Genomic DNA, 23465 nt, shown 5'->3' on the forward strand with positions numbered 1-23465 from the left:
GGGTTTGGAGCAGAGTTCGCGTGATCGCGGCCAAATTGTGCCTTCCGGTCGCCGGGACGCGCATGGTGGCAGGGGCGCTGCCTTATGGGCCCGGGGGCCAGCAGGGCACAATCAGCAGGAAGCATGTGCCGTCGCTTTTGTCCCGCAGAGTAAGTGAGCCGCCGTTTCCTTCGATCAGTGCGCGGGCGATGGGCAGGCCGAGGCCGGTTCCGCCCTGGGCGCGCTTGCTGGTGAAGAAGGGTTCGAAGATGCGGGGCCGGTCGTTCGGCGCGATGCCGCTGCCGTTGTCGCTGACCGTGAGCTGCAAATGGGGGTCGACCAGGGTTGCGGCGAGAGTGACCTGGCCAGCGCCGGCCGCGCGGGCATTGTCGATCAGGGTGGTGAGGGCGGTTTCAAATGCCGATCCATCGATGCGCAGCCGGGCCGGAATGCGCGCAGCGGCGGTGTCGATGGTGAAGCCCGCTGTGCCGAGCCCGTCCGCGATGCGGACGAGCACGTCGGCCAGATCGCACGTGGCGCCTTCGAGAGGGCGCTGCATGTCGGCCTTGGCGAGATCGAGCAGGCGCGAGATAAGCCGGTTGAGGCGCTGGGTATCGGCGGCCATGTTGGCGAGGAAGCCCGCGTATTCCTCCTCCGACATCGCCGAGCCGTGGTCCTGCAGCAGCTCGATTCCGCCGGAAAGGCCGGTGAGCGGGGTCTTGAATTCGTGCGCCAGCGCGGTGGCGAAATCGCGCAGGTAGTGCGAGCGCACTTCGATTGCGGCGGCCATCGTGGCGAAATCCCGGATCAGGCTGTCGATCTCCTGCACCCGCAGCGTGGGCTGGGGCGGGGCGGCGCGGCGGCCTTCGGCGAGCGCGCGCGTCGCGCGGCTGAGCGCTTCGAGCGGGCGCACGATCGTGCGGCCAAGGGCTGCGGTGATCGCCATGAGGAACAGGAAGATCGCCGCCGTGCCCGCCGCGATCTTGCCCCGGTCTTCGTACATGCCGCGAAATAGCGCGCGCGGCGATCGGGACAGCAGGATGACCCCGACGACGTGGCCATTCGCGAAGATCGGGCGGGCATGATGCAGCCGGATGTCGGTTGCGCGGCTGATCCATTCGAGCGCGGAGGACCGGGTATACGACCCGTTATGGCGAAGCGTGGTCACGGGGCTGCCGGCCAGCGCCGTGCGCACTTCGGGGAGCGCGGCCAGCGACTTTCCCGCATCGCGGCCGTTGAGCACCACGCCGTGCCGATCGAGCAGCATGATCGAGGCGAGCGTGATCTGACGGGTCTGATCGATCACGGGTGACCAGACTTTTGCCATGTCTGCGGCGGCGGCATCAGGCTTCAGCGCGGTCGGCACCGGATCAGGGCGTTCGCCGAGCACGGGACTCGTGCGCAGGTCGATGCTGGTCGAGATGGTGCGATCATCGTAGTCGCGCGGGTCTGCGGCCCGGCGGATCGCCGCAGATGCCGCGTCCCCGGCGAAGCCGAGCGCAGTGCTCGCCGCCAGTGCGCTGCCCTGCGCGATCAGCTCCGCTTCGGTGCGGCGGACCAGCGCGTTCTCGTAGACCCTGAGCCCTATGGCCGCGACGCCCGGCAGTGCGGCCACGACAAGCAGGAGAAGGAACATGATCGAGCGCAGCCGCAGCACCGGCCAGAAGCGCGCGATCAGCCGCTTCATTCCCCCCGGCATGGCCCGAGCCGGTAGCCGATGCCGGCGCGGGTTTCGACCACGTCCGGCGCGCCGCATTGGGTGAACTTGCGCCGCAGGTTGCGGATGTGGCTATCGATCGTGCGATCGGTGACGGCAAAGCCCGGGCCGTGGAGCCGGTCGATCAGTGCGTCGCGCGAGAGGATGCGGTTGCCGGCCGCCGCCAGCGCCACCAGCAGCGAGAACTCGGTGACGGTGAGCGCGACTTCCTGATCCTGCCAGAAGGCCTGCCAGCCGGCGGTGTCGATCCGCAGCAGGCCGTGCGTCATGTCCGTGCCAGCTGCCTTCGGGAGCGCAGGTGCAGCGCGGCGGAGGATGGCACCGGCCCGCGCGACCACTTCGCGGGGCGAGAAGGGTTTGACGACATAATCATCGGCGCCCAGTTCGATCCCCAGCACGCGGTCGATCTCCTCATCGCGCGAGGAGAGGAACAGGATCGGCACGGCGCAGTCCATCGCGCGCAATCGGCGGCAGACTTCGAGCCCGTCCATGCGCGGCATGTTGATATCGAGCACGACCAGATCGGGCAGGGCGGCGGCCACGCTGGCGAGTGCCGCTTCGCCGTCGATCGCTTCCTCGGTGCTCATGCCCGCCTTGGCGAAGGCGAAGGCCAGCACCTGGCGGATATGCGGATCATCATCGACAAGGAGAACCTTGCGGGGGGCGGTACCGGTCATCGGCTGATCTTTCATGGCTTCGCGGGCCGGGTCAATGCGGGTGCGGCGGGTGCGGGGATGGCAGGTTCGAGCCCGAGGGCACCGCGCAGTTCGGTGACATCGCGGTGCGTGCAATCGATCCAGCCGTGATCTGCGGGGTTGAGCGCATCCTTGCGCAAGGTCGCGCGCACTTCGGCGAGGCGCAGGGCGCCCAGCACGCTCCAGCGGTATTCGGCGAGATCGCGGGTCAGCCGAGCCTGCGCATTTTCGCGCAGCAGCTGTGCCCACAGGTGGATGGGCTCCGGCGCTGGGCGCTGCTCCAGCTGCGCCAGCGCGGTGAGGGCGGAGACGCCCATGCCCTGCAGATGGCAGATATCGAGCGCAGCGCCGCCGCCGCCGACTTCGCGGGCATGGGCGATGTTGTAGCGCGCGGCCACCGAGTTGAGATCGACGAAGCTGCAGCCCAGCAGCACGGCGAGCGCTGCGGCTGCGTTGGTGTTGATCAGCCAGGCGGCGCTCTTGCCGCGCAGCAGGCGCCACATCACGAGCGCAAGGCCCAGCGCCACGAGCGCCATCCAGAGCAGCGCGGCGATGCGCAACTCCGTCAGCGAGTAGGCGGCGATGTAGTCCATCGTGCGCAGGGCGGCATTGCCTACGAGCAGGACGTTCTGCGCGATCCACACGATGACGAGGCGGCGCACCAGCGGCATGGTGGCAGTGGTGGAGCCGGGGCGCAGCGCCACGAGCACGAAGCCGGCTGCAAGCAGCGCGGTGACGACCAGCGGATAGGCACCGCGGTGGGCGTATTCTGCCAGCGTCATGCCCTTGGGCAGGGGAGCGAGGCCCCACAGCCAAAGCAGGTCCATCGCATTTTGCAGGGCGAACAGGGCGTTGAACGCGATCAGCGAGAGCTGGACCGAGGCGGGCGTGACTCCGGGCAGGGCCAGATCGCCCCGGCCATCGAAGGTGCCGAGCACGCGCCGACTCATGCGCGGGCGCAGCAGGCTCCAGGCCATGGTGAACCACACCGCGCCGAGCGGGAAGCGGACGAACCAGTCGTCCGGCGGGGTCAGCGCCAAGGCCTGATCGAACCAGTTCTCGATCACCGGATTGGCCGAGGCGAACAGGCCAAGGATCACGCCGCTGCCGATGAGGGGGAGCACAAGCTGGGGCAGCGCGCGGCGCAGCTGTCCCCGCCCGCGTCGGGGGCTGACGCGGATCAGGCGGCGCAGATCGAGCAAGGGGGCGATCCCGGCGCGGAGCGCGTGCAGGATCAGCCGCTGGCTCCAGCCCCAGGCATCGCCGAAGCGCGCCGCTGCCGGCATCAGCGTGCCGAGGCCGGCGAAGAGCCAGAAAAGGCACCAGGCGAGCAGACCCGGATCGATGATCATGGCCAGCGCGGCGATCCCGGCAAGGGCGAAGCTGGTCCGGGCCGCCGGGCGGCGCAGAATGGCAGGGCGCGCGGCAGCTGCGAGCACGAGCAGCAGGAGTTGCAGCGCCGCAAATGCCATCCAGCCTACCTCCCAGCTGAACAGCGTGGCATCCATGAACGCGGCAGCGCCGAACGCTCCGCCGAGTTTGAACAGGAAACTTCCCCTGCGTTGCAAGCCAACCATGCTGTGCTCCATTCCATCGATATCCGGGGAATGGGCCGGGGGCGCGGAGGTCTGCCTGCGCGCGGCGTGCAATCCCGATCAGGTTCGCTTGCAGAAAATATGCAGACGTCCTGCCGCGCGAAGCGCAGGCGGCGAATTGCGGCGGGCGGCCAAGCAAGATCGCTTGACGGCAGGCCGCTCCGTGCGAAGAATATCGCCGACCCGTCGGACGCTGCCAAACTTCCGGATTGGTTGGATTATTGCATGGTGCCCGCCCGTTTCAGGCGCCGTGCGCATGGGGCGGGAGGAAGCCGTGGCGTTGGGGATCTGGGACCGGTTCAAGACTTCGCTTGGTCTTGTCTACAAGGCGTCCGGAGAGGGCGTCGGGCAGGCTCCCATTTTCAAGCTGGAGAAGTTTTTCGCGGACCTTGGCAAGCGGGAGCGAAGCATTCCGCAGCAAATCGCGGCTTATGTCTGCGTCGGGGAGCAAACCTCGATCGTGCTGAAACTGCAAGGCAGCGTGCTGCAACAGGCCTGGCGGTCGCGCCACAGGATCTATCCGATCCGGGATGAGGGCGGCCTGTTCACCAAGCTGGCGGACTGGCGCGTGGACCAGATGATGCGGCTGGGCGAGGTTCTGGCCGCGCTTGATCCCATCACTTACGAATGGGGCTACTTCGGCACGAAGAAATCGCCGGACTGGCTGCGGCATGTAGTGACCCAGTGGCTCGGGCAAGGGCGCAAGAACCAGCCGGTCGAAACGCTCGAGGAACTCGTCAAGGCCGGGGAGCTCGGGTTCGGGGCGGTGCTCGATATCGTGTTTTGCCGCGATGCGGCGCAGTATGGCTCCAACAGTTCGGTGGACCGGTTCGCCGGGGTCGAGCAGATGCTGAGGGACAAGACTGCCGCAGTCGGTGCCGCGCTGGTGGACGCGGGTGCGGATGTGCGGGCTGAAGTGATCGCCACCATCGGCCGCGTGGGTCTGCAAGGGATCTATCTGCCCGTGCTGGTGGAAGCGGCAATTAGCACATCGAAAAAGGTGCGCACCGCGGCGCGGCAGGCGCTGACCGGAAGCCACGGCGGAGCACTCGCGGCCTGTATCACCGAACGCTTTGCCGCTGCGGCGCCGGGTGCGCGGGCCGAACTGGTCGAAGTCGCCGCCCTGACGCTGGGCGATCACGCCGCGCCGACACTGGCCCGCCTGCGTGAGGGTGAGACATCGGCCAAGGTGATCGCAGCGTTTGACCGTACTGCCGGGGCACCGCCCGCGCCGGGCGCCACGGCCGACGCGGCCCCGCTCCGGCCGGACGGTGCTGAGGGCTATACCGCCGTCGATGGCACCTGGGTTGCGCTGCCTCCCGCCGAGCCCGGTCCGGGGGCGACGCCGTTCGACCGGAGCGCGCTGGCTGTGCTTGCTCCCGCAGCGGACGAGTTCAACCGCTTGCTGGCCAAGGGCAAGGAGGAAGCCGAAAACAACAAGTGGCACTGGTCCAAGCAGTATTCCCCTGTCGATCGCAGCGCGCTGGAACGGATCGCGAAGCTGGCGGAAAGCACGCACCCCATCAGCACCAACCAGAGCCAATTGGGCTGGCTGAACTTTCATCAGCTCCGCCATCCGGCCATCGATCAGTTCCTTGATGATCCGCGCGTGTCGCTGCACCATCTGGTGCGCCTCGTGCTCGGTTCGTCCAATCGGCATTTCTATAGCCTGTTCAATGGCTGGGCCGGTCAGGCGGGGGCTGCGGTCCAGCGGCGGATGGCTGGCGGGCTCGATATCCGCACGTTCTATTATGTGTGGCTGGCGAACGGAGGGCAGGACTTCATCGCCGACCATCTCACGCAGCGCTGGTACTGGCCGCAGCCGGACATCGAGGTGTCACTATGGCCCTTGCTGGCCGAACGGCTGGCGATGCTTGACGAGGCGCTGGGCATGGTCCCGCAATCTGGCGGCAGCCCGATGCGGCTCACCGTCGGGCTCGAACTGCTCGGCCATTTCCCCAAGCTGCCCGCGCGCTACCGATCACGTCTGCTGATCCTTGCCAGCGATACCTCCAGCCATGTGCGCACCCCGGCGCGGGCGCTGCTGGCGGGGACGCCGGGGCTGGGCGAGGCCATCGCGCGGCAGTTGGAAGACGGGCGGCAGGACGTGCGCGCGCAGGCGGCAGACTGGCTCGCCCGGCGCGGCGAGCGCGGGGAAGTGCAGGCGATCCGCCGCGCCCTTGCCAAGGACAAGAGCGATCTCGCCCGCGCCGCGATGATTTCCGCGCTGGAGCGGCTGGGTGAGGACGTTTCCGAGTTCTTCGCGCAGGACGTGATGCTCAAGGAGGCGCGGGCCGGCATCGCGAAGCTCAAGATCAAGGCGCTCGATTGGTTCCCGTTCGACCGGTTGCCGCAGCTGCGGTGGGATAGCGGGGAACTGGTCGATCCCCTGCTGCCGCGCTGGTGGGTGCTCCTCGCGGGCAAGCTCAAGCAGCCTGGCGGCAATGCGCTGATGTCGCTGTGGCTCGACCGGCTTGCCCCCGGCGATGCGCACAAGCTGGGCTGGATGGTGCTGACCACGTGGATCGACGAAGACACCCGCACGCCGAGCGACGAGGAGGCCAATGCCCATGCCGCCGCGCATGTCGATGCCGTGCTCAAGCAGAACATCGCCAATGCCAAGCGCTGGCCGCAGAGCGCCGACTACTTCCCCACCGATCGCGCCGTGGTCTTCGCGCGGCTCAAGGCGGGGATGGCATCGACCTATCTGGGCAGCGCGGCGGACAGCAAGGGCATCCTCGCGCTCTGCGCGCGGGTGAACGGTGCCGATGCGGCGCAGCGCGTGCGCGCCTTCCTCAAGGACCATGGCGCGCGCGTCTCGCAGGCCAAGGCACTGCTCGAAGCGCTTGCCGCCAACGGCAGCAGCGCGGCGCTGCAAGTGGTGCTCGCGGCGTCCAACCGTTCGAAGCAGAAGAGCGTGCAGGCCCATGCTGCCGCGTTGATCGATGCGATTGCCGATCGGAACGGCTGGTCCGCAGCGCAGCTGGCCGATCGCACCGTGCCCACTGCCGGCTTCGATGCGGACGGCGTGCTGGAACTCGATTGCGGGGAAGGGCGAACCTACACCGCGCGGCTCGACGAGCAGGATGCACTGGTGCTGTTCAACGCCGATGGGCGCGAGGTGAAGGCGCTGCCCGGCCCCCGCATCGACGAGGAACGCCCGGCGGTGGAAACGGCCAAGAAGCTGCTTTCCAACGCACGCAAGGAAACCAAGCAGGTCATCGCCGCGCAGACCGAGCGGATGAAGGAAGCCATGTGCCTGCAGCGCAGCTGGCCGCGCGAGGATTGGGAGAGCTTCATCGCCGGTCATTCCATCGTCGGGCGCATCGCCGCGCGGCTCATCTGGCAGGGCCTTGATCACCAAGCGCAACCGGCGGCGCTGTTCCGCCCGCTGGGCGATGGCAGCTATACCGATCCGGAAGACGGTGATGTCGATCTTGCCGCCTTTGCCGAGATCCGGCTTGCGCATTCCTCGCTGCTCGATGCCGCAGCTATCGCCGCATGGCGCGGGCACCTGGCGGATTATGCGGTGCAATCGCCGTTTGACCAGCTGGGCCGCGATCTGCCGCAGCTGGACCCCGGGCAAGCGAGTGCGCGCGAAATCACCGACCGCGAGGGCTGGATGATCGAGACGTTCAAGCTGCGCGGCGCGGCGGGCAAGCTGGGCTGGCAGCGCGGCCAGGCACAGGATGGCGGCTGGTTCATGACTTACGAGAAGGCCTATCGCGAAGCCGGCCTGCAGGTGGAAATCGAGTTCACCGGCAGCCCTTTGCCCGAAGAAAACCGCCCCGCCGCGCTGCAATCGCTGGCTTTTCGCAAGCTGCGCGGGTCAGGCGCGGGCGGCAATGCCGTGGCGCTGGGCGATGTGCCGCCGGTCCTGCTCGCCGAATGCTGGCGCGACTATCATGATATTGCCGCCAAAGGCACCGGCTTCGATGTGCTGTGGAAGAAGAAGGCCTACGCATGACCGAGCAGACCGAGGCGATCCGCAGACCGGCCGAGCAGCGCTATGCCGCCGAATTGGCCCAGCTTGCGGCGGACGATGCGAAGAATCCGCGCCCAGCCGGCTGGCGGCTTTCGCCGCGTGCGGTGCGCAAGTTCCTGCTCGGGGATTCCCGGCTGGGCATCGCGCGCAAGTTCTATGGCGATGATCCGCTGGCCGACCGCGCCATCGTCAGCCTGATGAGCCAGCAGGGGCTGATGCTGGTGGGGGAGCCGGGCACCGCCAAATCGCTGCTCTCCGAACTGCTCGCCGCTGCCATTAGCGGCACGTCGGCGCTGGTGGTGCAGGGATCGGCGGGAACGACCGAGGATCATATCCGCTACGGCTGGAACTATGCGCTGCTGCTGGCCGAGGGGCCAAGCGAGCGCGCGCTGGTGCCATCGCCCGTGCTCAACGCCATGCGCACCGGCCGGATCGTGCGCTTCGAGGAAATCACCCGCTGCCCGCCCGAAGTGCAGGACGCGCTGATTTCGATCCTTTCGGAAAAGGCACTGGCCCTGCCCGAACTCGGCCCCGATGCGGTGAGCATGGCCGCGCCCGGCTTCAACGTGATCGCCACCGCCAACTTGCGCGATCGCGGCGTCCACGAAATCTCCAGCGCGCTCAAGCGCCGCTTCAATTTCGAGACGGTGCATCCGATCAGCGACCCCGATTTCGAGCGCGAACTTGTGCTGAAGCAGCTGGCCGAGCGGCTGGAACCGGCGGGCATCGTCGTGCGCGGCGAACGGGAAGTGGCCGATCTGCTGGTGCGCACCTTCCAGGACCTGCGCACGGGGCGCACGGCTGAAGGCGTGAACCTCAACCGGCCCGATGCGGTCATGTCCACCGCCGAGGCGGTCAACGTGCTCCACGCCGCCGCGCTGGAGGCGGTTTACCTCGATGATGGTCGGCTTTCGGGCATGCATGTCGCGCGGCAGATCCAGGGCGTGGTGCTCAAGGATTCGCCGGAGGATGGCAAACGCCTGCGCGCCTATGTCGATCATATCGTGAAGGAGCGCGCCGGTCGTTCCGGGGTGTGGAAGGAGTTCTATCAGGCGGCGCGGTCGCTCAAGCTGGGGTGAGGCCGCCGGTGGAAGCGCCCCCACTCCATGATCCCGCGCGCGATCTGTGGATCGTGCCGATCCGGCACCACAGCCCGGCCTGCGCCGCGCATCTCGAGCGGCTGCTGGCTGCGGTCGCGCCCAAGGCCGTGCTGATCGAAGGCCCCCTCGATTTCGAGCCGCTGATCGAGCAGGTCTGCGATCCTCGCACCCGCGCGCCTGTGGCCATTGTCGCGCTGCGCGATGGGGCGAGGGATAGCGGCAACCGCCGCGTGGTCAGCTATTTCCCGTTCTGCAGCCACAGCCCCGAACTCATCGCGCTGCAGACCGCAGCGGCCTGGGGCATTCCCGCGCGCCTGATCGATCTCCCGTCGACCGACCCGGCGATGATGCCGGGCGGCGACGAGGACACCGGTGCCCGCTCGCTGATCGGCGATGAGACGCCCTTTGACGTGGGCGACTATGTCACTGCGCTCGCCCGCGAACTCGGCTGCCGCGATGGCAACGAAGTGTGGGACCAACTGTTCGAGAGCCGCATTGCCGAGGCCGACTGGGCGGGCTTTTTCGGCGATGTCGGGCAATACTGCGCCTGCATCCGAGGCGCCGTCTCGTCCGATGCGATGACGCGCGATGGCACTCTGGCGCGCGAGGCGCAGATGCGGGCGCTGATCGCGCGGCACCGGGCCGCGATCGAGGGGCCTATCGTGGTCCTTGTGGGCGGCTTCCATGCCGCCGCGCTGATCGATCCCGGCTGCGACAAGGTGGTCGAGCCGAAGCCGGGTGCGGGACGTTCCTACCTTGTCCGCTATGGCATGCGGCAGCTCGATGCGCTGGCGGGATACAGCGCCGGCCTTGCGCTGCCGGGTTTCTACGAACGGCTGTGGCAGGCGCGTGAGACGGGCGGCAAGGCGCTGGCGCTGGATATCATCACCGGCTTTGCGGCGCATTTGCGCAGCACGGACCTTGCGCCGCCCAGCTTGCCGGTGGTGCTCAACGCGGTCGAACAGGCCGAGCGCCTTGCCGCGCTGCGCGGGCGGCCCTTTCCCGCGCGCGACGATATCATCGATGCGGTGCGCGCCAGCTTCATCAAGGACGAGATACCGGTGGGCGAGGTGCCGCTCCTCGCGGAGCTCAGGGCCTGGCTGACCGGCAGTGCGATCGGCGATGTGCCGCCATCGGCCGGATCGCCCCCGCTGGTCGAAGCGGTGCGCGACAAGGCGCGGGCGCTGGGCTTCACGATTGCCGACGGCGAACGGCGCACGCGCGAACTCGATATCTACCGCAAGCCGCGCCACCGCGAAGCGAGCCGTCTTTGCCACGCGATGGCGCTGATCGGTTCCGACTTTGCGCAGCGCACGGCCGGACCCGATTTCCGCAACGATGCCGGGCTCGACCGACTGCACGAGATCTGGTCGGTGTGCTGGTCGCCGAATGTGGAGACCCGGCTGATCGAGCTCTCCGAAGTGGCGGACACGCTGACCGAAGCGCTGGCGGCGGTGCTGGCCGAGAAGCTGGCCAAGCTTTCGCAGCAGGGCCGCGGGCGCAGTGCGATTGCCGCGATCGATCTCTATGCGGCGGCGTGCCGGGCCGGGCTTGGCGAGGCGGCAGACGCGGTGCTCGACGCGGTCGAGCGCCATGTGCTTGATGATCCCGAACTGGCCTCGCTCATCGCTGCGCTGACCGATCTCGTGCTCCTGCGCCGCAGCCGCGAGGTGCCGGCGATTGCCGATACCACCACGCTCGACCGGATCATGGCCGCCGCCTGGCGCCGCATCCTCGTCCTCCTCCCCGAACTGGCCTATTGCGGGGAGGATCAGCTGCGCCCGGCCATTGCCGCGCTGGCCGATCTGCGCGGACTGATCGAGCTTGCGCGGTCCTCCGCCGCCCCGCTCGATCTTGCCCTGTTCGACGAGGCGTTGGCCCGGCTCGGCGAGGCCGAACTTGATCCCATGCTCGCCGGTGCAGTGACCGCCTTTGCCCTGACCGGCGGCCAGATCGCCCCGGCCGCGCTGGAGCAGCGGCTGCGCGGCGAACTGGCCAGCGGCTATGTCGAGCCTGCCGACCGGCTGGCGTTCCTCGGCGGCGTGGTCACAATCGCGCGCGAGCTGCTGTGGACGACGCCGGTCATCATCACCGCGCTCAACGATGTGGTGGCGGGGGCGAGCGAGGAGGCCTTCGTTGCGCTGCTGCCCCACTTGCGCCTCGCGCTCATGCCGCTGGACCCGCGCGAGACGGACCGGTTGGCGAGCGAAGTTGCCGATCTCATCGGTGCCGATCCGAACCGTCTTGCCGTGCTGGTCGCGCTTCCTGAAGACGATTTCGCCGCCAACCTCGCGCTTGACCGCGAATTGCACGCCATTCTCGAACGCGACGGCCTCGCATGACCGACCCGCAGCTTCTGCGCCGCTGGCGCCTTGCGCTGGGCCGCTATGCCGAGCGCGCGCTGCCATCCTCCGAGCTTTCCGGCGCGGACCTGCGGGCGGACCGCGCGCTCGATTATCTCTACGCGCGCGAGATGGAGAAGCGCGGGCTCCGGCGCGGCAAGCAGGGCGGCGGCATGGGTGGTTCGCTCGATCCGACCCGCTTGACGCCGCTCGGCTGGCTTGGCGAGCTGCGCGATCTGTTTCCGCAGTCGGTCTATGAAACCGTGCAGGCCCACGCGATCGACAATCTCGGGATGAGCGAACTGCTGTCCGATCCGGCAGTGCTCGATGCGCTTGAGCCGAACCGCGACCTGCTCAAAGCCCTGATCGCCTTCAAGGGTGCGGCCAATCCGGCGGCGCGCGAGAAGATCCGCGAGGTGACCCGCAAGGTGGTGGAGGAGATACTCCGGCAGCTCCGCCCCCGGGTCGAGGCCGCGCTGGCCGGCAAGCCGAACCGCTTCCGCCGCAGCCAGCTCAAGTCGATGAAGAACTTCGCCTGGCGCGAGACGATCCGCGACAACCTGAAGAACTGGGACAGCGAGCGCGGCCGGATCGTGGCGGATCGGCTGCGCTTTCATGGTCGCAGCCGGCGGCGCCTGCCCTGGACGATCATCCTCTGCGTCGATCAGTCCGGCTCGATGCTGTCCTCGACGATCTATGCTGCGGTCATGGCCTCGATCCTCACCGCGCTGCCATCGGTGGAGGTCAAGCTCGTGGTGTTCGATACCGCCATCGTCGATCTTTCGAGCGAGGCGCATGATCCGGTCGAAGTGCTGATGTCGGTTCAGCTGGGCGGAGGGACCAATATCGGCGCGGCGACGGAGTATTGCGAGGGTCTCGTCTCCCAGCCGACGCGCACGATCTTCGTCCTCATCAGCGATTTCGAGGAAGGCGCGCCGGTCGGCCGGCTGCTTGCGGCGGTGCGCCGGATGGCCTCGGCGCGGATCACCATGCTCGGTCTCGGCGCGCTGAGCGACGATGCCGCGCCGGTCTATGATCGGCGCATGGCGGAACGGCTGGCGGGCTGCGGCATGGAGATCGCCGCGCTCACCCCGGACCGGTTCGCCGAATGGATCGGGGCGCGGATCGCATGATCGACCCGGCCTTGCGCCAAAGCCTTGCGGCCTATGACGACACCGCGCTGGCGGCGCTCGCCAATCCGGGGCTGGTGCGCCGCGCGCATCGCGATCTGGACGAGGGCAAGGTGCGCCTGATCGCGGGATCGCTCGGCAAGGCTGAAGTCGAAGCCGATGGCCATCTGGTGGTGCTCGATGCGCGGGGGCCCGGCGCGGCGCCTTGTGCGTGCAAGTTGGCCGCGATGTGCCGCCACCGGATCGCGGCGGTGCTCTTTGTGCTGACGCCGACCACAGAGGATCCAGCGGGCGAGGAAACGCCGCCGCAAGCCGCCGATCCGCACGAACTGCTGGCGGCCTTCGATCCCGCAGCGCTTGAGCGCTGGGCCGGCAAGGCGAGCTGGCGTGCGGCGCTGGAAATGGCGGGCGAACCGGCCAAGGTCGATGTGCAGGCCAATGCAATCGCGGTCGAACTGGACGGACTTGAAGGGGCCATCCTGATCCTGCGCGGTCAGGGTTTTGACGGCATCATCTCGAAATCGCCCAAAGCCCAGCGCAAGGCGCTCCATGCCGCCGCCGTTCTCGCCGCGCGCCGCCAGTTCGGCCTTGCCGTGCCGGATACGGAGCCTGAGGCCGATGCGCTTGCAGCCGCGCCGTCCGCCTTCGTGCCCGAGCCTGCGTTCCTTGCCGGCATTGCCCGCGCGCTGGGCGAGGTGGCGGCGCTCGGCTTCAATCTGGCGCCGGTCCCGCTCGAGGAATCCCTGTTCGAGCTTTCGGTTTCCTCGCGCGCGGACGCCCTGCCGCGCCTTGCTGCCATGCTGCGCGCCATCGCCGCGCAGATCCGGTTGCGCCGTCAGCGGGCCCTGTCGTTCGATCCCGACGTCCTGCTCGAACAGACCTCCACTGCCTTCGCCCTCACGCGCGCACTCACCGCCGGTGACGCGGACCGGCAGGCGGCGCTGGTCGGGCAGGTGCGGCGCAGCTTTGCGCCCACGGCCCCGCTCGATCTGATCGGTTGCGGCGGCGAGCGCTGGCGCACCGCTACTGGCGCGCGCGGGGTGACCGCGTGGTTCGTTGAGGCGGGCAGTGGCCGCTGGCTGAGCACGAGCCTTGCGCGCGGGCCCGGGCAGGATCCGCAATTCATGCCTGGCGATGCATGGCACCATCAGGCGATGTGGCAGGCGGGGCCGCTCGTCACGCTGGCCCATGCCCGGCTGGCGCTGGAAGGCGCGAACATCTCGCCCGATGGCCGCCTTTCCGCACCTGCGGCGGCGCGCGCCGCGATTGTCGAGGCGCGCGCCGCGCCGACCGCCGATCTGCCCGGCACGGTGCGCACATGGGCCGATTTGCGCGAGGTGCATCAGGCGCAGTCCGGGCTTGGGCTCGACGCTGGGCGCGGCCCCGCTGCCTGTCTGCTGGCGCCAACCCGGACTGCCGCGCCCTTTTTCGATGATTTCGCGCAGCAACTGGTCTGGCCGGTGATGGACGAGACCGGTGCATGGCTGGCCCTGACGCTGGATCACGATGAGCAGGCCGACACTGCGATCGAAGCACTGGAGGCCACGGTCAGTCGCGGCTGGCAGGGGCTGGTGCTGGTGAAGATCAGCCGCGAGCGGCAGGGGCTGGCGCTGACCCCGATCACGCTGATCGGTGAGGGTCATCCGGTCGATCTCACGCTGTGGCGGAAGCCGGGTTGGACTGGCAGAATCGCAGAGCAAAGTTGGCTCGCGCGGTTGCGCCAGCGCCGGTTGGGGAGCCGAACCTTCACGCGCCTGCCGCGAGACGGCACGCAGACCGCGCTCGATGCTGCGTGGCAGCACCTGATCGACCGGCTCGAAGCGGGCCCCGGCCTGCAAGCCATGCTGGAGGGTGCCCGCGCCGCGCATGCAGGTCGGCTCGATTCCTTCGGAATGCCGGTTCTGGCGGAATTGCTCCGAAAGGAAGGCAGCGCCGAGGCGCTGCTGGCTGCCGCCTATGCCCTCTTGATCGCCCGCCAGCAGCGTTCGGCTATTCCGTTGCTGGTGTGATTCCGTCCGCTTCGCCGGGGGCGTGATGCCGCTTCCGATAGAGCTCCGCCGGGCGGAACGCCGATGCTGTTTCGCGTTGCCCGGTCGGCTCGATCCAGCCCGTATCGAGCATGCGCCTGCGGAAGGCGGGCTTCTTGAAGCGGGTGCCGCTGATGGCTTCATGCACGGTCTGCAGATCGCGCAGGGCGAACCGTTCGGGCAGGAGCGCGAGGGCGACCGGCGCATAGCCCAGCTTGCCGCGCAGCCGCTCATGCGCGGTTCGCACGATCAGCGCATGATCGAACGCAAGCGGTGCGTCCGCCTCGCCGACCGGCGCGAGCGAAAGGTCCGTGCGCGCCGCCACGGCCTCGGCCAGCCGCGCGTGGGGGAGCAATGCGAAATAGGCGACGCTCACCGTGCGCATGCGCGGATCGCGCTGCGGATCGCCGAAGGTGTAAAGCTGCTCCAGCCACGCACCATCGCCCGCCGCAAAGCCCGCCTTTTCGATCAGGACCCGCCGCGCTGCATCATCCAGCGTTTCGTGCGGCTGGACGAAGCCACCGGGCAGGGCGGGGCAGCCGACGAACGGCTCGGCGCTGCGGCGCTGGAGCAGGACGGCGAGCCGCCCGTCTGCCACTGTCATCAGCACGAGATCGACAGTTACGGCCACGGGGGGTTGAGTCATGGTGCGATGTTACACGTTGACAGGATATATGTAAACTGCAAATAAGCTAACTTAGCGAGTCGGGGAGTCCGGTTTGCTCTTTAATTCGAGGGAGCCTCGAACATGCACAGTTTCGATTTCGGCGTCTTCATCGGGCGCTTTCAGCCCCTGCACATCGGCCACGAACAGGTGATTGCCCGCGCGCTCGATCAAGTCGAGCGGCTGATCGTGCTGGTCGGATCGGCCGCACAGGCGCGCGATCCGCGCAATCCTTTCACTTATGCAGAGCGCGAGGCGATGCTGCGCTCCGCCTTCCGGCATGAAGTGGCGCTGGGCCGTCTGATCATCGCGCCGATTGCCGATCATCTCTATTCGGATACCGCGTGGGTCACACAGGTGCAGCGCAAGGTGCGCGAACTGGTGCTGGAACACGGCAACCGCCAGGGTTTCCAGAACCACGGGCTCAAGGATTTCCGCGTGGCGCTGGCGGGCTATGGCAAGGATGCCTCGTCCTATTACCTCAAGCTTTTCCCCGAATGGGAGAACCTGCAAGTCGAAAGCCAGTACGGCACGTTCTCGTCCAGCGACGTGCGGCAGCGCTATTTCCAGCGCCTTCCCGAAGTGCCGCAGACCATCCTTTCTGCAGGCGTGGCGGAGTTCCTGCGGGCGTTCATGCTGGGCGAGCCCTTCAAGGCCCTGCTCGAGGAGGCCGAATACCTCGCCGCCTATCCCGCGCAGTGGGGCAGGGGGCCTTTCGTCACCGCCGATGCGGTCGTGGTTCAGTCGGGCCATATCCTGCTCGTCGAACGGGGGCGCGCGCCGGGCAAGGGGCTGCTCGCGCTGCCGGGCGGCTTCGTCAATCCGGCCGAACGCATCCGTGATGCTGCAATCCGCGAACTGCGCGAGGAAACCGCGATCAGCGACGGCAAGGGGCAGATTCCGCCGGCCATGCTCGCCAGCTTCATCGAGGACGCGCGCACGCGGGTGTTTGATGCGCCGGGCCGCAGCTTGCGCGGGCGCATCATCACCCACGCCTTCCTGTTCCGCCTGCCCGAACGGCGCAAGCTGTTCAGCGTGAAGGGCGGCGACGATGCCGCGCACGCCCAGTGGTACCGCCTCGGCGATCTCAGCCCGGATATGCTGTTCGAGGACCACTGGGCCATCATCGAGCAGATGGCCGACCTTTGAGTGCCTGACGACAGAATACGTGCCCGCCGCGCAGGGGAGCCCTGCATCCGGCGCGACCATGTGAGGAGTTCACATCATGACCAACCTGATCCTGGCAACCGACAGCTACAAGCACAGCCATTACCTGCAATACCCGCCCGAAGCGCGCGCGATCAGCGCCTATATCGAGGCGCGGCCCAACGACTTTGCTGATGACGTGGTGTTCTTCGGTCTGCAGCCGTTCCTCATGGATTATCTGGCGCGCCCGATCACGGCTGCGGATATTGACGAGGCCGAGGCGGTCTGCGCGGCGCATGGCGTGCCGTTCAACCGCGCGGGCTGGGAGATCGTGCTGGCGGAGCATGGCGGCTATCTGCCCATCGCGATCCGCGCGCTGCCCGAAGGCATGATCGTGCCGACCAGCGTGCCGCTGGTGCAGGTGGAGACGACCGACGCGCGGCTGCCGTGGCTCGCCACCTTCATCGAAACGGCGCTGTTGCGCGCGGTCTGGTATCCAACCACGGTCGCCACGCTCAGCCGCCAGTGCCGCCTGATCATTCGCGCGGGGCTGGAGCGCACGAGCGAGGATGTGGAGGGCCAATTGCCCTTCAAGCTCCACGATTTCGGCGCGCGCGGCACCAGCAGCGGCGAGAGCGCGGGCCTTGGCGGCATGGCGCATCTCGTGAACTTCATGGGCACCGATACGATGGAGGGGCTCATCGCGGCGCGGCGCTACTACGGTGCGGACATGGCGGGATTTTCCATCCCCGCCGCCGAGCACAGCACGATGACCAGTTGGGGCAAGGCGCGCGAAGAAGCGGCCTATGCCAACATGCTGGATGCCTTCGACGGCGAGGGCAAATTGGTGGCCGTCGTCTCGGACAGCTACGATCTCGATGCCGCGCTCACCGGCATATGGGGCGGTACGCTGCGCGACAAAGTACTCGCCCGCAAAGGGACGCTGGTGGTGCGCCCCGATAGCGGCGATCCGGTGGAAACCCCTGCGCGCGCGATCAGGACGCTATGGGAGGCCTTCGGCGGGACCGTGAATGCCCAGGGCTATCGCGTGCTCGATCCGCATGTCCGGGTGATCCAGGGCGACGGGATGACCCCCGCCAGCATCGCCCGGTTGATCGACCGGCTGATCGCGGAAGGCTTTGCCATCGACAATATCGCCTTCGGTATGGGCGGCGGTCTGCTCCAGCAGGTCAACCGCGATACGCTGCGGTTTGCCATGAAAGCCAATGCCATGCGCGATGCGGACGGCGTATGGAACGATGTGGCCAAAGCGCCCGCCACCGACCTTGCGAAGGCAAGCAAGGCGGGGCGGCAGGCGGTGGTGATGGAGCAGGGCCGGCCCGCCGCACGCCGGATGGACGAGGTGGCGGAGGCGGACAACCTGCTCCGCCCCGTCTGGCGCGATGGGGCCATGCTTGTGCGGCACAGCTTTGACGAGGTGCGCGCGCGGGCCGTTTAGCGGGGCGGTGTGGCGGGATGCGGCATCAGGTCGCCTAGCTGAAGGTGACCTGATGCTCCCCGCCCGGTGCCTGCTCGATGGTGATCCGGCGCCCGGTGAAGCGCTGCGCGATGTCGATCGCGGTCAGCAGGTGCTGGCTCGGCTTCACGGTCGAGAACGCGCCGCCGCCTGCCAGCGCGAAGGGCAGGATCAACTGATCGGCAAGATACGGCCCCGCGAACGCAGAGGCTTCGAGATAGCCGTTCATCCGCGCGGCTGAAGTGCGGGCGAGGCGTTCGCCAGGCACGCCGAGCTGGCCGAAGCCGCTGACCAGTTCGGTCACCTCGCTGTGCTGCGCCTCCAGCATCAGGATCACGCCCGGCCCCTGATCGGCGGGCAGCTGGCGCAGCGTGAAGGCGCTTTCCGGCCAGTCCGGAAGATCGCGCCGGACGCGTGCCAGCATCCGCTCGGCAATCGCGAACGGTAGGCCAGAGACCACGACTTGCGCGGCCTCGCCGGTGCGCGGCCCACGCGTGGTGCAGGTTAGCGGCAAGAGCGGGGCGGGGGCGATGTCCACCTCGATCCGCCCGCCGCCGCGCGGGTAGAACCCGTGGCGCACGAGGCGTGCCGAGACTTGCGGCCCCATCCGGTTGATGATCGGGAGGAACGCGCGCTCGATGAAATCGAACGGCGGCGCGAGCATGTTGTGCGTGCCGCCCTCGAGCACGAGGCGCGAGGGCGCGTTCGCCAGCACCAGCGGCATCAGCACCGTCTGCAGGACAAGCCCGGTTGACCCCGCTGTGCCGACGGCGAAATGGTACTCGCCCGGCACGACTTGCCCCGGACGGAACGTGAGCTCGCTCCCGCCGACTGCGAGGCCGGTGCATTCCGCGCCGGAGATCACGCAGGCAGCTTCTACTGCCGTCACATGCTGGCGCATGAGGCCGGGCTTGGTGCGCTTGGCGCGGATGTTTTCGATCCGGAAAGGTTCGCCGGTAACGAGCGAAAGCGCGCAGGAATTGCGCACCATCTGCCCCCCGCCTTCGCCTTCCGATCCATCGATAGTGATCATTGTTCCGTCATTCAGTTTGGGGCGATCCGCGCAAAGAGGTCACCCCTTCACGCAGACCACCTGCTTCAGTGTATGCACGATCTCAACCAGATCGGCCTGCGCGGCCATCACGGCTTCGATCGGCTTGTAGGCGCGGGGCGTTTCATCGATCACGCCCGCGTCCTTGCGGCACTCCACGCCCTCGGTATCGGCGATGTGCTCGTCGAGCGACACCAGCTTCTTGGCCTGGGTCCGGCTCATCACCCGCCCCGCGCCGTGGCTGCAGCTGTCAAAGCTTTCCGGGTTGCCCAGCCCGCGCACGATGAAGCTTTTCGCCCCCATCGAGCCCGGGATGATCCCCAGCACGCCCTTGGCCGCACGCACCGCGCCCTTGCGGGTAACGAGCACGTTTTCACCGAAGTGGTTCTCGCGCGTCACATAGTTGTGATGGCAGTTCACCGCTTCCATCTCCGCATCGAAGGGCTTGGCAATCTTCGCCCGCAGCGCCGCGATCACATTGGCCATCATCATGCGCCGGTTGAGCGCGGCGAAGTCCTGCGCCCAGCCCACCGCCTCGACATAATCGTCGAAGTGGTCGGTCCCTTCCGGGAAGTAGGCGAGGTCCTCGTCCGGCAGGTTGATATGCCACTTGCGCATGTCCTGCTTGGCCAGCTCGATGAAGAACGTGCCGATGGCATTGCCCACCCCGCGCGAGCCGGAATGGAGCATCACCCACACGCGCCCCTCGGTATCAAGGCACAGTTCGATGAAGTGGTTGCCCGTGCCGAGCGTGCCGAGGTGCGTGAGGTTGTTGGTGTTCTTCAGCCGCGGGAACTTGGCGCAGATGGCCTCGAACCGCTGCACCAGCACCGCCCAGGCCTCGACGATCGCGGGCGGGGGCGAACCCCACGAGCCGTGATCGCGCTGGCCGCGCCCCACACTTCGACCATGCGGCACCGCCTGCTCGATGGCAGAGCGGATGCCCTCAAGGCTGTCGGGCAGATCATGCGCCATCAGCGAGGTGCGCGCGGCCATCATGCCGCAGCCAATGTCCACGCCCACCGCCGCCGGGATCACCGCGCCCTTGGTCGGGATCACCGATCCCACCGTCGCGCCGATCCCCACGTGCACATCGGGCATGGCCGCCACATGCTTGAACACGAACGGCATCTTCGCTGCCCGCGCCAGCTGCTCGCGCGCCTTGTCGTCAACCGGCACGCCGCGCGTCCACATCTTGATCGGCACGCCGCCGGGCACATGCTGGAATTCAAAGGTCACATCGCTCATGGCACTATCTCTATTTCGTCCGGCGATCCGGGGCGACCGGCCCATTCCGGCCGCCCCTTCAACCGCTCTGGCGCCGGGCTGTTCGACTGACCCGGCACGCTCTCTTCTGCAGAGGCTGTGCCAAACGCCTTTTTGGTCAGGCATGTGCGAATATATCGCTGTTTTTGCGTCATTATTTCTCAGACGCCGATGAGGCTTCGCGATTCGCGCCCATGGTTTCTCACCAAATTGTATACTTCCATATAAGCAGTTATAGATTCAGCGCATGAAGCCCACCACCGTCATCGGATTCCTCGGCTCGACCCTCGATGCCGCCAAGTTCGGCCCCTCGCGCTGGATGAAGTGGCGGCCCTCGGTGGGGCTGTGCATGCACGAGGACCTGCGGGTCGACCGCTTCCTCATGATCCACGGCTCGCTCCACCGCCGCCTCGCGGAACTGGTGAGCGAGGATATCGCCTCGGTCTCGCCCGAGACGCAGGTCGAGCGGCATGTGATCGACTTCACCGATGCCTGGGATTTCGAGGAAGTCTACGGCAAACTGCTCGATTTCGCGCGCGCGCAGCCGTTCGATCCCGATACCGAGGACTATCTGATCCACATCACCACCGGCACCCACGTCGCGCAGATCTGCCTGTTCCTGCTGACCGAGGCGCATTATCTGCCGGGCCGCCTGCTGCAGACCCAGCCGCAGCGCGGCGGCCCCGATGCGGTGGGCAAGTGGAGCGTGATCGACCTCGATCTCTCGCGCTATGACAGCATCGCCACGCGCTTTGCCAGCGAAGCGCAGGCCAGCACTTCGTTCCTCAAGTCCGGCATAGAGACGCGCAATGCCGCGTTCAACACAATGATAGACGAGATCGAGCAGGTCGCCGGCCGCACCCGCGCGCCGATGCTGCTGATGGGGCCGACCGGCGCGGGCAAGAGCCAGCTGGCCCGCCGCATCTTCGAGCTGAAGAAGCTCAAGCGGCAGGTCAGCGGCCAGTTCGTCGAGGTCAACTGCGCGACCCTGCGGGGCGACAGCGCGATGTCGGCGCTGTTCGGCCACCGCAAGGGCGCCTTCACCGGCGCGGCGGCGGATCGGCCGGGCCTGCTGCGCACCGCCGATGGCGGCATGCTGTTCCTCGACGAGATCGGCGAGCTTGGGCTCGACGAGCAGGCCATGATCCTGCGCGCGATCGAGGACAAACGCTTCCTCCCCGTCGGAGCCGACCGCGAGGTGCAAAGCGATTTCCAGCTGATCGCCGGTACCAATCGCGATCTGGCGCGGTGCGTGGCCGATGGCACGTTTCGCGAAGACCTGTTCGCCCGGCTCAACTTGTGGACCTTCGCGCTGCCGGGGCTTGCCGACCGGCGCGAGGACATCGCGCCGAACCTCGACTACGAACTCGATCGCCATGCCGAACGCGAAGGCGAGCGGGTGATGTTCAACAAGGAGGCCCGCGAACGCTACCTCGCCTTCGCGATGAGCCCGGCGGCGCGCTGGCCGGGCAATTTCCGCGATCTTGCCGCCAGCGTGACGCGCATGGCCACCTTCTCGCCCAAGGGCCGGATCGACAGCGAGGTGGTGGCGACCGAGATCGCACGGCTGCGGCGGCTGTGGGGCGCAAGTGCCGGCGGGGACGATGGGCTCGCTGCCTTGCTCGATGCCGAGGCCCTTGCCGCAATCGATCCGTTTGACCGGGTGCAACTCGCGCATGTCGTTGCGGAATGCCGCGCCAGCCGTTCGCTTTCGGAAGCAGGCCGCCGGCTGTTTGCGGCCTCACGTACGCGCCGCGCCAGCACCAATGATGCCGACCGGCTGCGCAAATATCTGGTCCGCTTCGGGCTCGATTGGGATCAGGTCTCCAGCCATGCTTGATGTGCGCATCCTCGGCACTCCGCCGAATGACAAGGCCCTGCTCGTCACCAGCGCCCGAATACTGGCGCCGCCGTTCAGCCCTTCACGGTCATCCGCAGCCCGGTGCGCACAAGGAAGCCGAGTGCGAGCATGCCGAAGCTGATCAGGCAGCCCGACCAGCCGACGTAGACCACGCTGCTGTAGAGAACGCCCGCGCAAGCTGCGGCGAAGATCAGTGGCAGGACCGGGTAGAGCGGCACTTTGTAGGGGCGCTCCACTTGCGGCTGGCGGCGGCGCAGGATCACCATGGCAAACCCGCTCATGGTGAGGAACAGCCAGTAGATCGGCGAGAGGTAGTCGACCATCGTCGCAAAGCCCCGGCCCGAAGCCGCGCCCCAGGCGATCAGCGCCAGTTCGACCGCAGTCTGCACCAGGATCGCCGCGCGCGGCACGCCCTTGCTCTGGTCCCACTGCGCGAGGACCGCGAGCGCGGGTTCGTCCTCGGCGGCGGTGTAGAGCGTGCGGCCACCGACAATGATCAGCGCATTGAGCACCGAGAAGGCCGCTATGGCGACGCAGACCACGATCACTGCTTCGCCTGCCGATCCGAAGGCACGCGCCATCAGCGCGGCGGCAGGGGCCTCGCTGCTGGCAAGGCCAGCCATGCCCAGCCCGCGCACGTAAGCCCAGTTGGCAATCATGTAGAGCGCGGTGATCAGCACCATGCCGCCGAAAAGGGCGCGGGTCATGTCAGCGGGCGTGCGGACTTCGGCGGAAAGCGTCGAGGCATCGTTGAAGCCGCCATAGGCCAGCATGATGAACACCATCGATTGCCCGAAAGCCGCAAGCGTGACCGGCGCGGGCGCGGCCGCTGCAACCTGCTGCGGCGCTACGCCCCAATAGGCCAGCCACAGCGCCGCGCCGCCCAGCGCCAGCAGCGCCGCGACATCCATCGCCACCATCGCGATCTGCGCGCGCGTACCCGTCTGCACCCCGCGCAGGTTGAGCGCGGTGAGCAGGATCACCATGCTGCCCGCCACCAGCGCGCGCGTGAAGGTGCCCATCGGCACCAGTTCGGCGAGGTAGTCGATCCCGACGAAGGCGAGCAGCGCGCCCGAGGCGGAAAAGATCACCGCAAAGCGCGACCACGCAAAGAGCCACGCGACGTCGCCGCCGAATGCCTCGCGCAGGAAGCGGTAATCGCCGCCGGTGTCCGGGTAGGCAGCGGAAAGCTCGGCATAGCAAAGCGCGCCGATCAGCGCGAAGATCCCGCCCAGCGCCCAGGCCAGCATCAGCGCGCCTTCCCCGCCAAGGCTTTGCGCCACCAGTTGCGGCGTGCGGAAGATCCCCGCCCCGATGACCATGCCCATGACTACCGCAGCGGCTGCCGTGGTGCTCAGCACGCGCTTGGGCTGGTGGTGGGGCGGGAATTCAGGACTGGTGTGCATCAAGCGGAACGGTAGAGAAATTTA

General features: G+C 67.7%; 15 protein-coding genes. 8 read left to right on the forward strand and 7 right to left on the reverse strand.

Features of this window, described 5'->3' with window-relative positions:
- Nucleotides 1-82: 82 nt before the first annotated feature.
- Genes ACO06X_RS17420 through ACO06X_RS17430 form a run of 3 tightly spaced genes read right to left on the reverse strand, consistent with a single transcriptional unit; the run spans nucleotide 83 to nucleotide 3968 of the window.
- Entirely contained in the window at nucleotides 83-1666 is a 1584-nt protein-coding gene (locus tag ACO06X_RS17420) for a HAMP domain-containing sensor histidine kinase (RefSeq protein WP_421837445.1), read from the reverse strand.
- The gene (locus tag ACO06X_RS17425; protein ID WP_421837446.1) at nucleotides 1663-2373 is read right to left on the reverse strand and encodes a response regulator transcription factor; all 711 of its coding nucleotides are present in this window, start codon (nucleotides 2371-2373) and stop codon (nucleotides 1663-1665) included. The genes ACO06X_RS17420 and ACO06X_RS17425 overlap by 4 nt, the downstream gene beginning before the upstream one ends.
- An 11-nt stretch (nucleotides 2374-2384) precedes the next feature.
- Nucleotides 2385-3968, reverse strand: coding sequence for a DUF4153 domain-containing protein (locus tag ACO06X_RS17430; protein ID WP_421837447.1), 1584 nt, complete (start codon nucleotides 3966-3968; stop codon nucleotides 2385-2387).
- A gap of 274 nt (nucleotides 3969-4242) precedes the next feature.
- Here ACO06X_RS17430 and ACO06X_RS17435 point away from each other — a divergent pair, with 274 nt between their 5' ends.
- The 5 genes from ACO06X_RS17435 to ACO06X_RS17455 are packed head-to-tail and all read left to right on the forward strand — an operon-like array spanning nucleotide 4243 to nucleotide 14552.
- Nucleotides 4243-7953 (forward strand): DUF4132 domain-containing protein, encoded by a 3711-nt coding sequence (locus ACO06X_RS17435; protein ID WP_421837448.1) that lies wholly within the window; start codon nucleotides 4243-4245, stop codon nucleotides 7951-7953.
- A complete protein-coding gene (locus tag ACO06X_RS17440) occupies nucleotides 7950-9050 on the forward strand; it encodes an ATP-binding protein (protein ID WP_421837449.1) in 1101 nt (366 codons plus the stop codon). Before ACO06X_RS17435 ends, ACO06X_RS17440 begins: the two co-directional genes overlap by 4 nt.
- Nucleotides 9051-9058: 8 nt before the next feature.
- The gene (locus tag ACO06X_RS17445) at nucleotides 9059-11413 is read left to right on the forward strand and encodes a DUF5682 family protein (protein WP_421837450.1); all 2355 of its coding nucleotides are present in this window, start codon (nucleotides 9059-9061) and stop codon (nucleotides 11411-11413) included.
- Nucleotides 11410-12546, forward strand: a complete 1137-nt coding sequence (locus ACO06X_RS17450; protein WP_421837451.1) for a VWA domain-containing protein — start codon at nucleotides 11410-11412, stop codon at nucleotides 12544-12546. Before ACO06X_RS17445 ends, ACO06X_RS17450 begins: the two co-directional genes overlap by 4 nt.
- The gene (locus ACO06X_RS17455) at nucleotides 12543-14552 is read left to right on the forward strand and encodes a hypothetical protein (protein WP_421837452.1); all 2010 of its coding nucleotides are present in this window, start codon (nucleotides 12543-12545) and stop codon (nucleotides 14550-14552) included. The genes ACO06X_RS17450 and ACO06X_RS17455 overlap by 4 nt, the downstream gene beginning before the upstream one ends.
- Here the strand turns inward: ACO06X_RS17455 and ACO06X_RS17460 are convergent.
- Nucleotides 14533-15216, reverse strand: a complete 684-nt coding sequence (locus ACO06X_RS17460; protein WP_421837453.1) for an NUDIX hydrolase — start codon at nucleotides 15214-15216, stop codon at nucleotides 14533-14535. The two genes, ACO06X_RS17455 and ACO06X_RS17460, sit on opposite strands and share 20 nt — an antisense overlap.
- 102 nt (nucleotides 15217-15318) lie before the next feature.
- Here ACO06X_RS17460 and ACO06X_RS17465 point away from each other — a divergent pair, with 102 nt between their 5' ends.
- Together ACO06X_RS17465 and ACO06X_RS17470 are read left to right on the forward strand one after the other, a co-directional pair.
- The gene (locus tag ACO06X_RS17465) at nucleotides 15319-16383 is read left to right on the forward strand and encodes a bifunctional nicotinamide-nucleotide adenylyltransferase/Nudix hydroxylase (RefSeq protein WP_421837454.1); all 1065 of its coding nucleotides are present in this window, start codon (nucleotides 15319-15321) and stop codon (nucleotides 16381-16383) included.
- A 76-nt stretch (nucleotides 16384-16459) separates the two neighbouring features.
- The gene (locus tag ACO06X_RS17470) at nucleotides 16460-17839 is read left to right on the forward strand and encodes a nicotinate phosphoribosyltransferase (RefSeq protein ID WP_421837455.1); all 1380 of its coding nucleotides are present in this window, start codon (nucleotides 16460-16462) and stop codon (nucleotides 17837-17839) included.
- A gap of 34 nt (nucleotides 17840-17873) precedes the next feature.
- Here the strand turns inward: ACO06X_RS17470 and rtcA are convergent, their stop codons facing one another.
- Both rtcA and ACO06X_RS17480 read right to left on the reverse strand, forming a co-directional pair.
- Entirely contained in the window at nucleotides 17874-18890 is a 1017-nt protein-coding gene (rtcA, locus tag ACO06X_RS17475) for an RNA 3'-terminal phosphate cyclase (protein ID WP_421837456.1), read from the reverse strand.
- Between the two features lie 39 nt (nucleotides 18891-18929).
- Nucleotides 18930-20156 (reverse strand): RtcB family protein, encoded by a 1227-nt coding sequence (locus tag ACO06X_RS17480; protein WP_421837457.1) that lies wholly within the window; start codon nucleotides 20154-20156, stop codon nucleotides 18930-18932.
- Between the two features lie 265 nt (nucleotides 20157-20421).
- Here ACO06X_RS17480 and rtcR point away from each other — a divergent pair, with 265 nt between their 5' ends.
- Nucleotides 20422-22014, forward strand: coding sequence for an RNA repair transcriptional activator RtcR (gene rtcR, locus ACO06X_RS17485; protein ID WP_421837458.1), 1593 nt, complete (start codon nucleotides 20422-20424; stop codon nucleotides 22012-22014).
- Between the two features lie 74 nt (nucleotides 22015-22088).
- Here rtcR and ACO06X_RS17490 read toward each other — a convergent pair whose 3' ends face one another.
- Nucleotides 22089-23441, reverse strand: a complete 1353-nt coding sequence (locus ACO06X_RS17490; protein WP_421837459.1) for an APC family permease — start codon at nucleotides 23439-23441, stop codon at nucleotides 22089-22091.
- Nucleotides 23442-23465 lie beyond the last annotated feature (24 nt).

It is taken from the genome of Novosphingobium sp. (genome assembly GCF_965229225.1).
Taxonomy (GTDB): domain Bacteria; phylum Pseudomonadota; class Alphaproteobacteria; order Sphingomonadales; family Sphingomonadaceae; genus Novosphingobium.

Bases quoted from the DNA above. Each gene is read 5' to 3' on its own strand.
- ACO06X_RS17450 (WP_421837451.1), top strand. From the start codon at position 11,410: ATGACCGACCCGCAGCTTCTGCGCCGCTGGCGCCTTGCGCTGGGCCGC.
- ACO06X_RS17440 (WP_421837449.1), top strand. From the start codon at position 7,950: ATGACCGAGCAGACCGAGGCGATCCGCAGACCGGCCGAGCAGCGCTAT.
- ACO06X_RS17420 (WP_421837445.1), bottom strand. From the start codon at position 1,666: ATGAAGCGGCTGATCGCGCGCTTCTGGCCGGTGCTGCGGCTGCGCTCG.
- rtcA (WP_421837456.1), bottom strand. From the start codon at position 18,890: ATGATCACTATCGATGGATCGGAAGGCGAAGGCGGGGGGCAGATGGTG.
- ACO06X_RS17425 (WP_421837446.1), bottom strand. From the start codon at position 2,373: ATGACCGGTACCGCCCCCCGCAAGGTTCTCCTTGTCGATGATGATCCG.
- ACO06X_RS17430 (WP_421837447.1), bottom strand. From the start codon at position 3,968: ATGGTTGGCTTGCAACGCAGGGGAAGTTTCCTGTTCAAACTCGGCGGA.
- ACO06X_RS17435 (WP_421837448.1), top strand. From the start codon at position 4,243: ATGGGGCGGGAGGAAGCCGTGGCGTTGGGGATCTGGGACCGGTTCAAG.
- ACO06X_RS17460 (WP_421837453.1), bottom strand. From the start codon at position 15,216: ATGACTCAACCCCCCGTGGCCGTAACTGTCGATCTCGTGCTGATGACA.
- rtcR (WP_421837458.1), top strand. From the start codon at position 20,422: ATGAAGCCCACCACCGTCATCGGATTCCTCGGCTCGACCCTCGATGCC.
- ACO06X_RS17480 (WP_421837457.1), bottom strand. From the start codon at position 20,156: ATGAGCGATGTGACCTTTGAATTCCAGCATGTGCCCGGCGGCGTGCCG.
- ACO06X_RS17455 (WP_421837452.1), top strand. From the start codon at position 12,543: ATGATCGACCCGGCCTTGCGCCAAAGCCTTGCGGCCTATGACGACACC.
- ACO06X_RS17465 (WP_421837454.1), top strand. From the start codon at position 15,319: ATGCACAGTTTCGATTTCGGCGTCTTCATCGGGCGCTTTCAGCCCCTG.
- ACO06X_RS17470 (WP_421837455.1), top strand. From the start codon at position 16,460: ATGACCAACCTGATCCTGGCAACCGACAGCTACAAGCACAGCCATTAC.
- ACO06X_RS17490 (WP_421837459.1), bottom strand. From the start codon at position 23,441: ATGCACACCAGTCCTGAATTCCCGCCCCACCACCAGCCCAAGCGCGTG.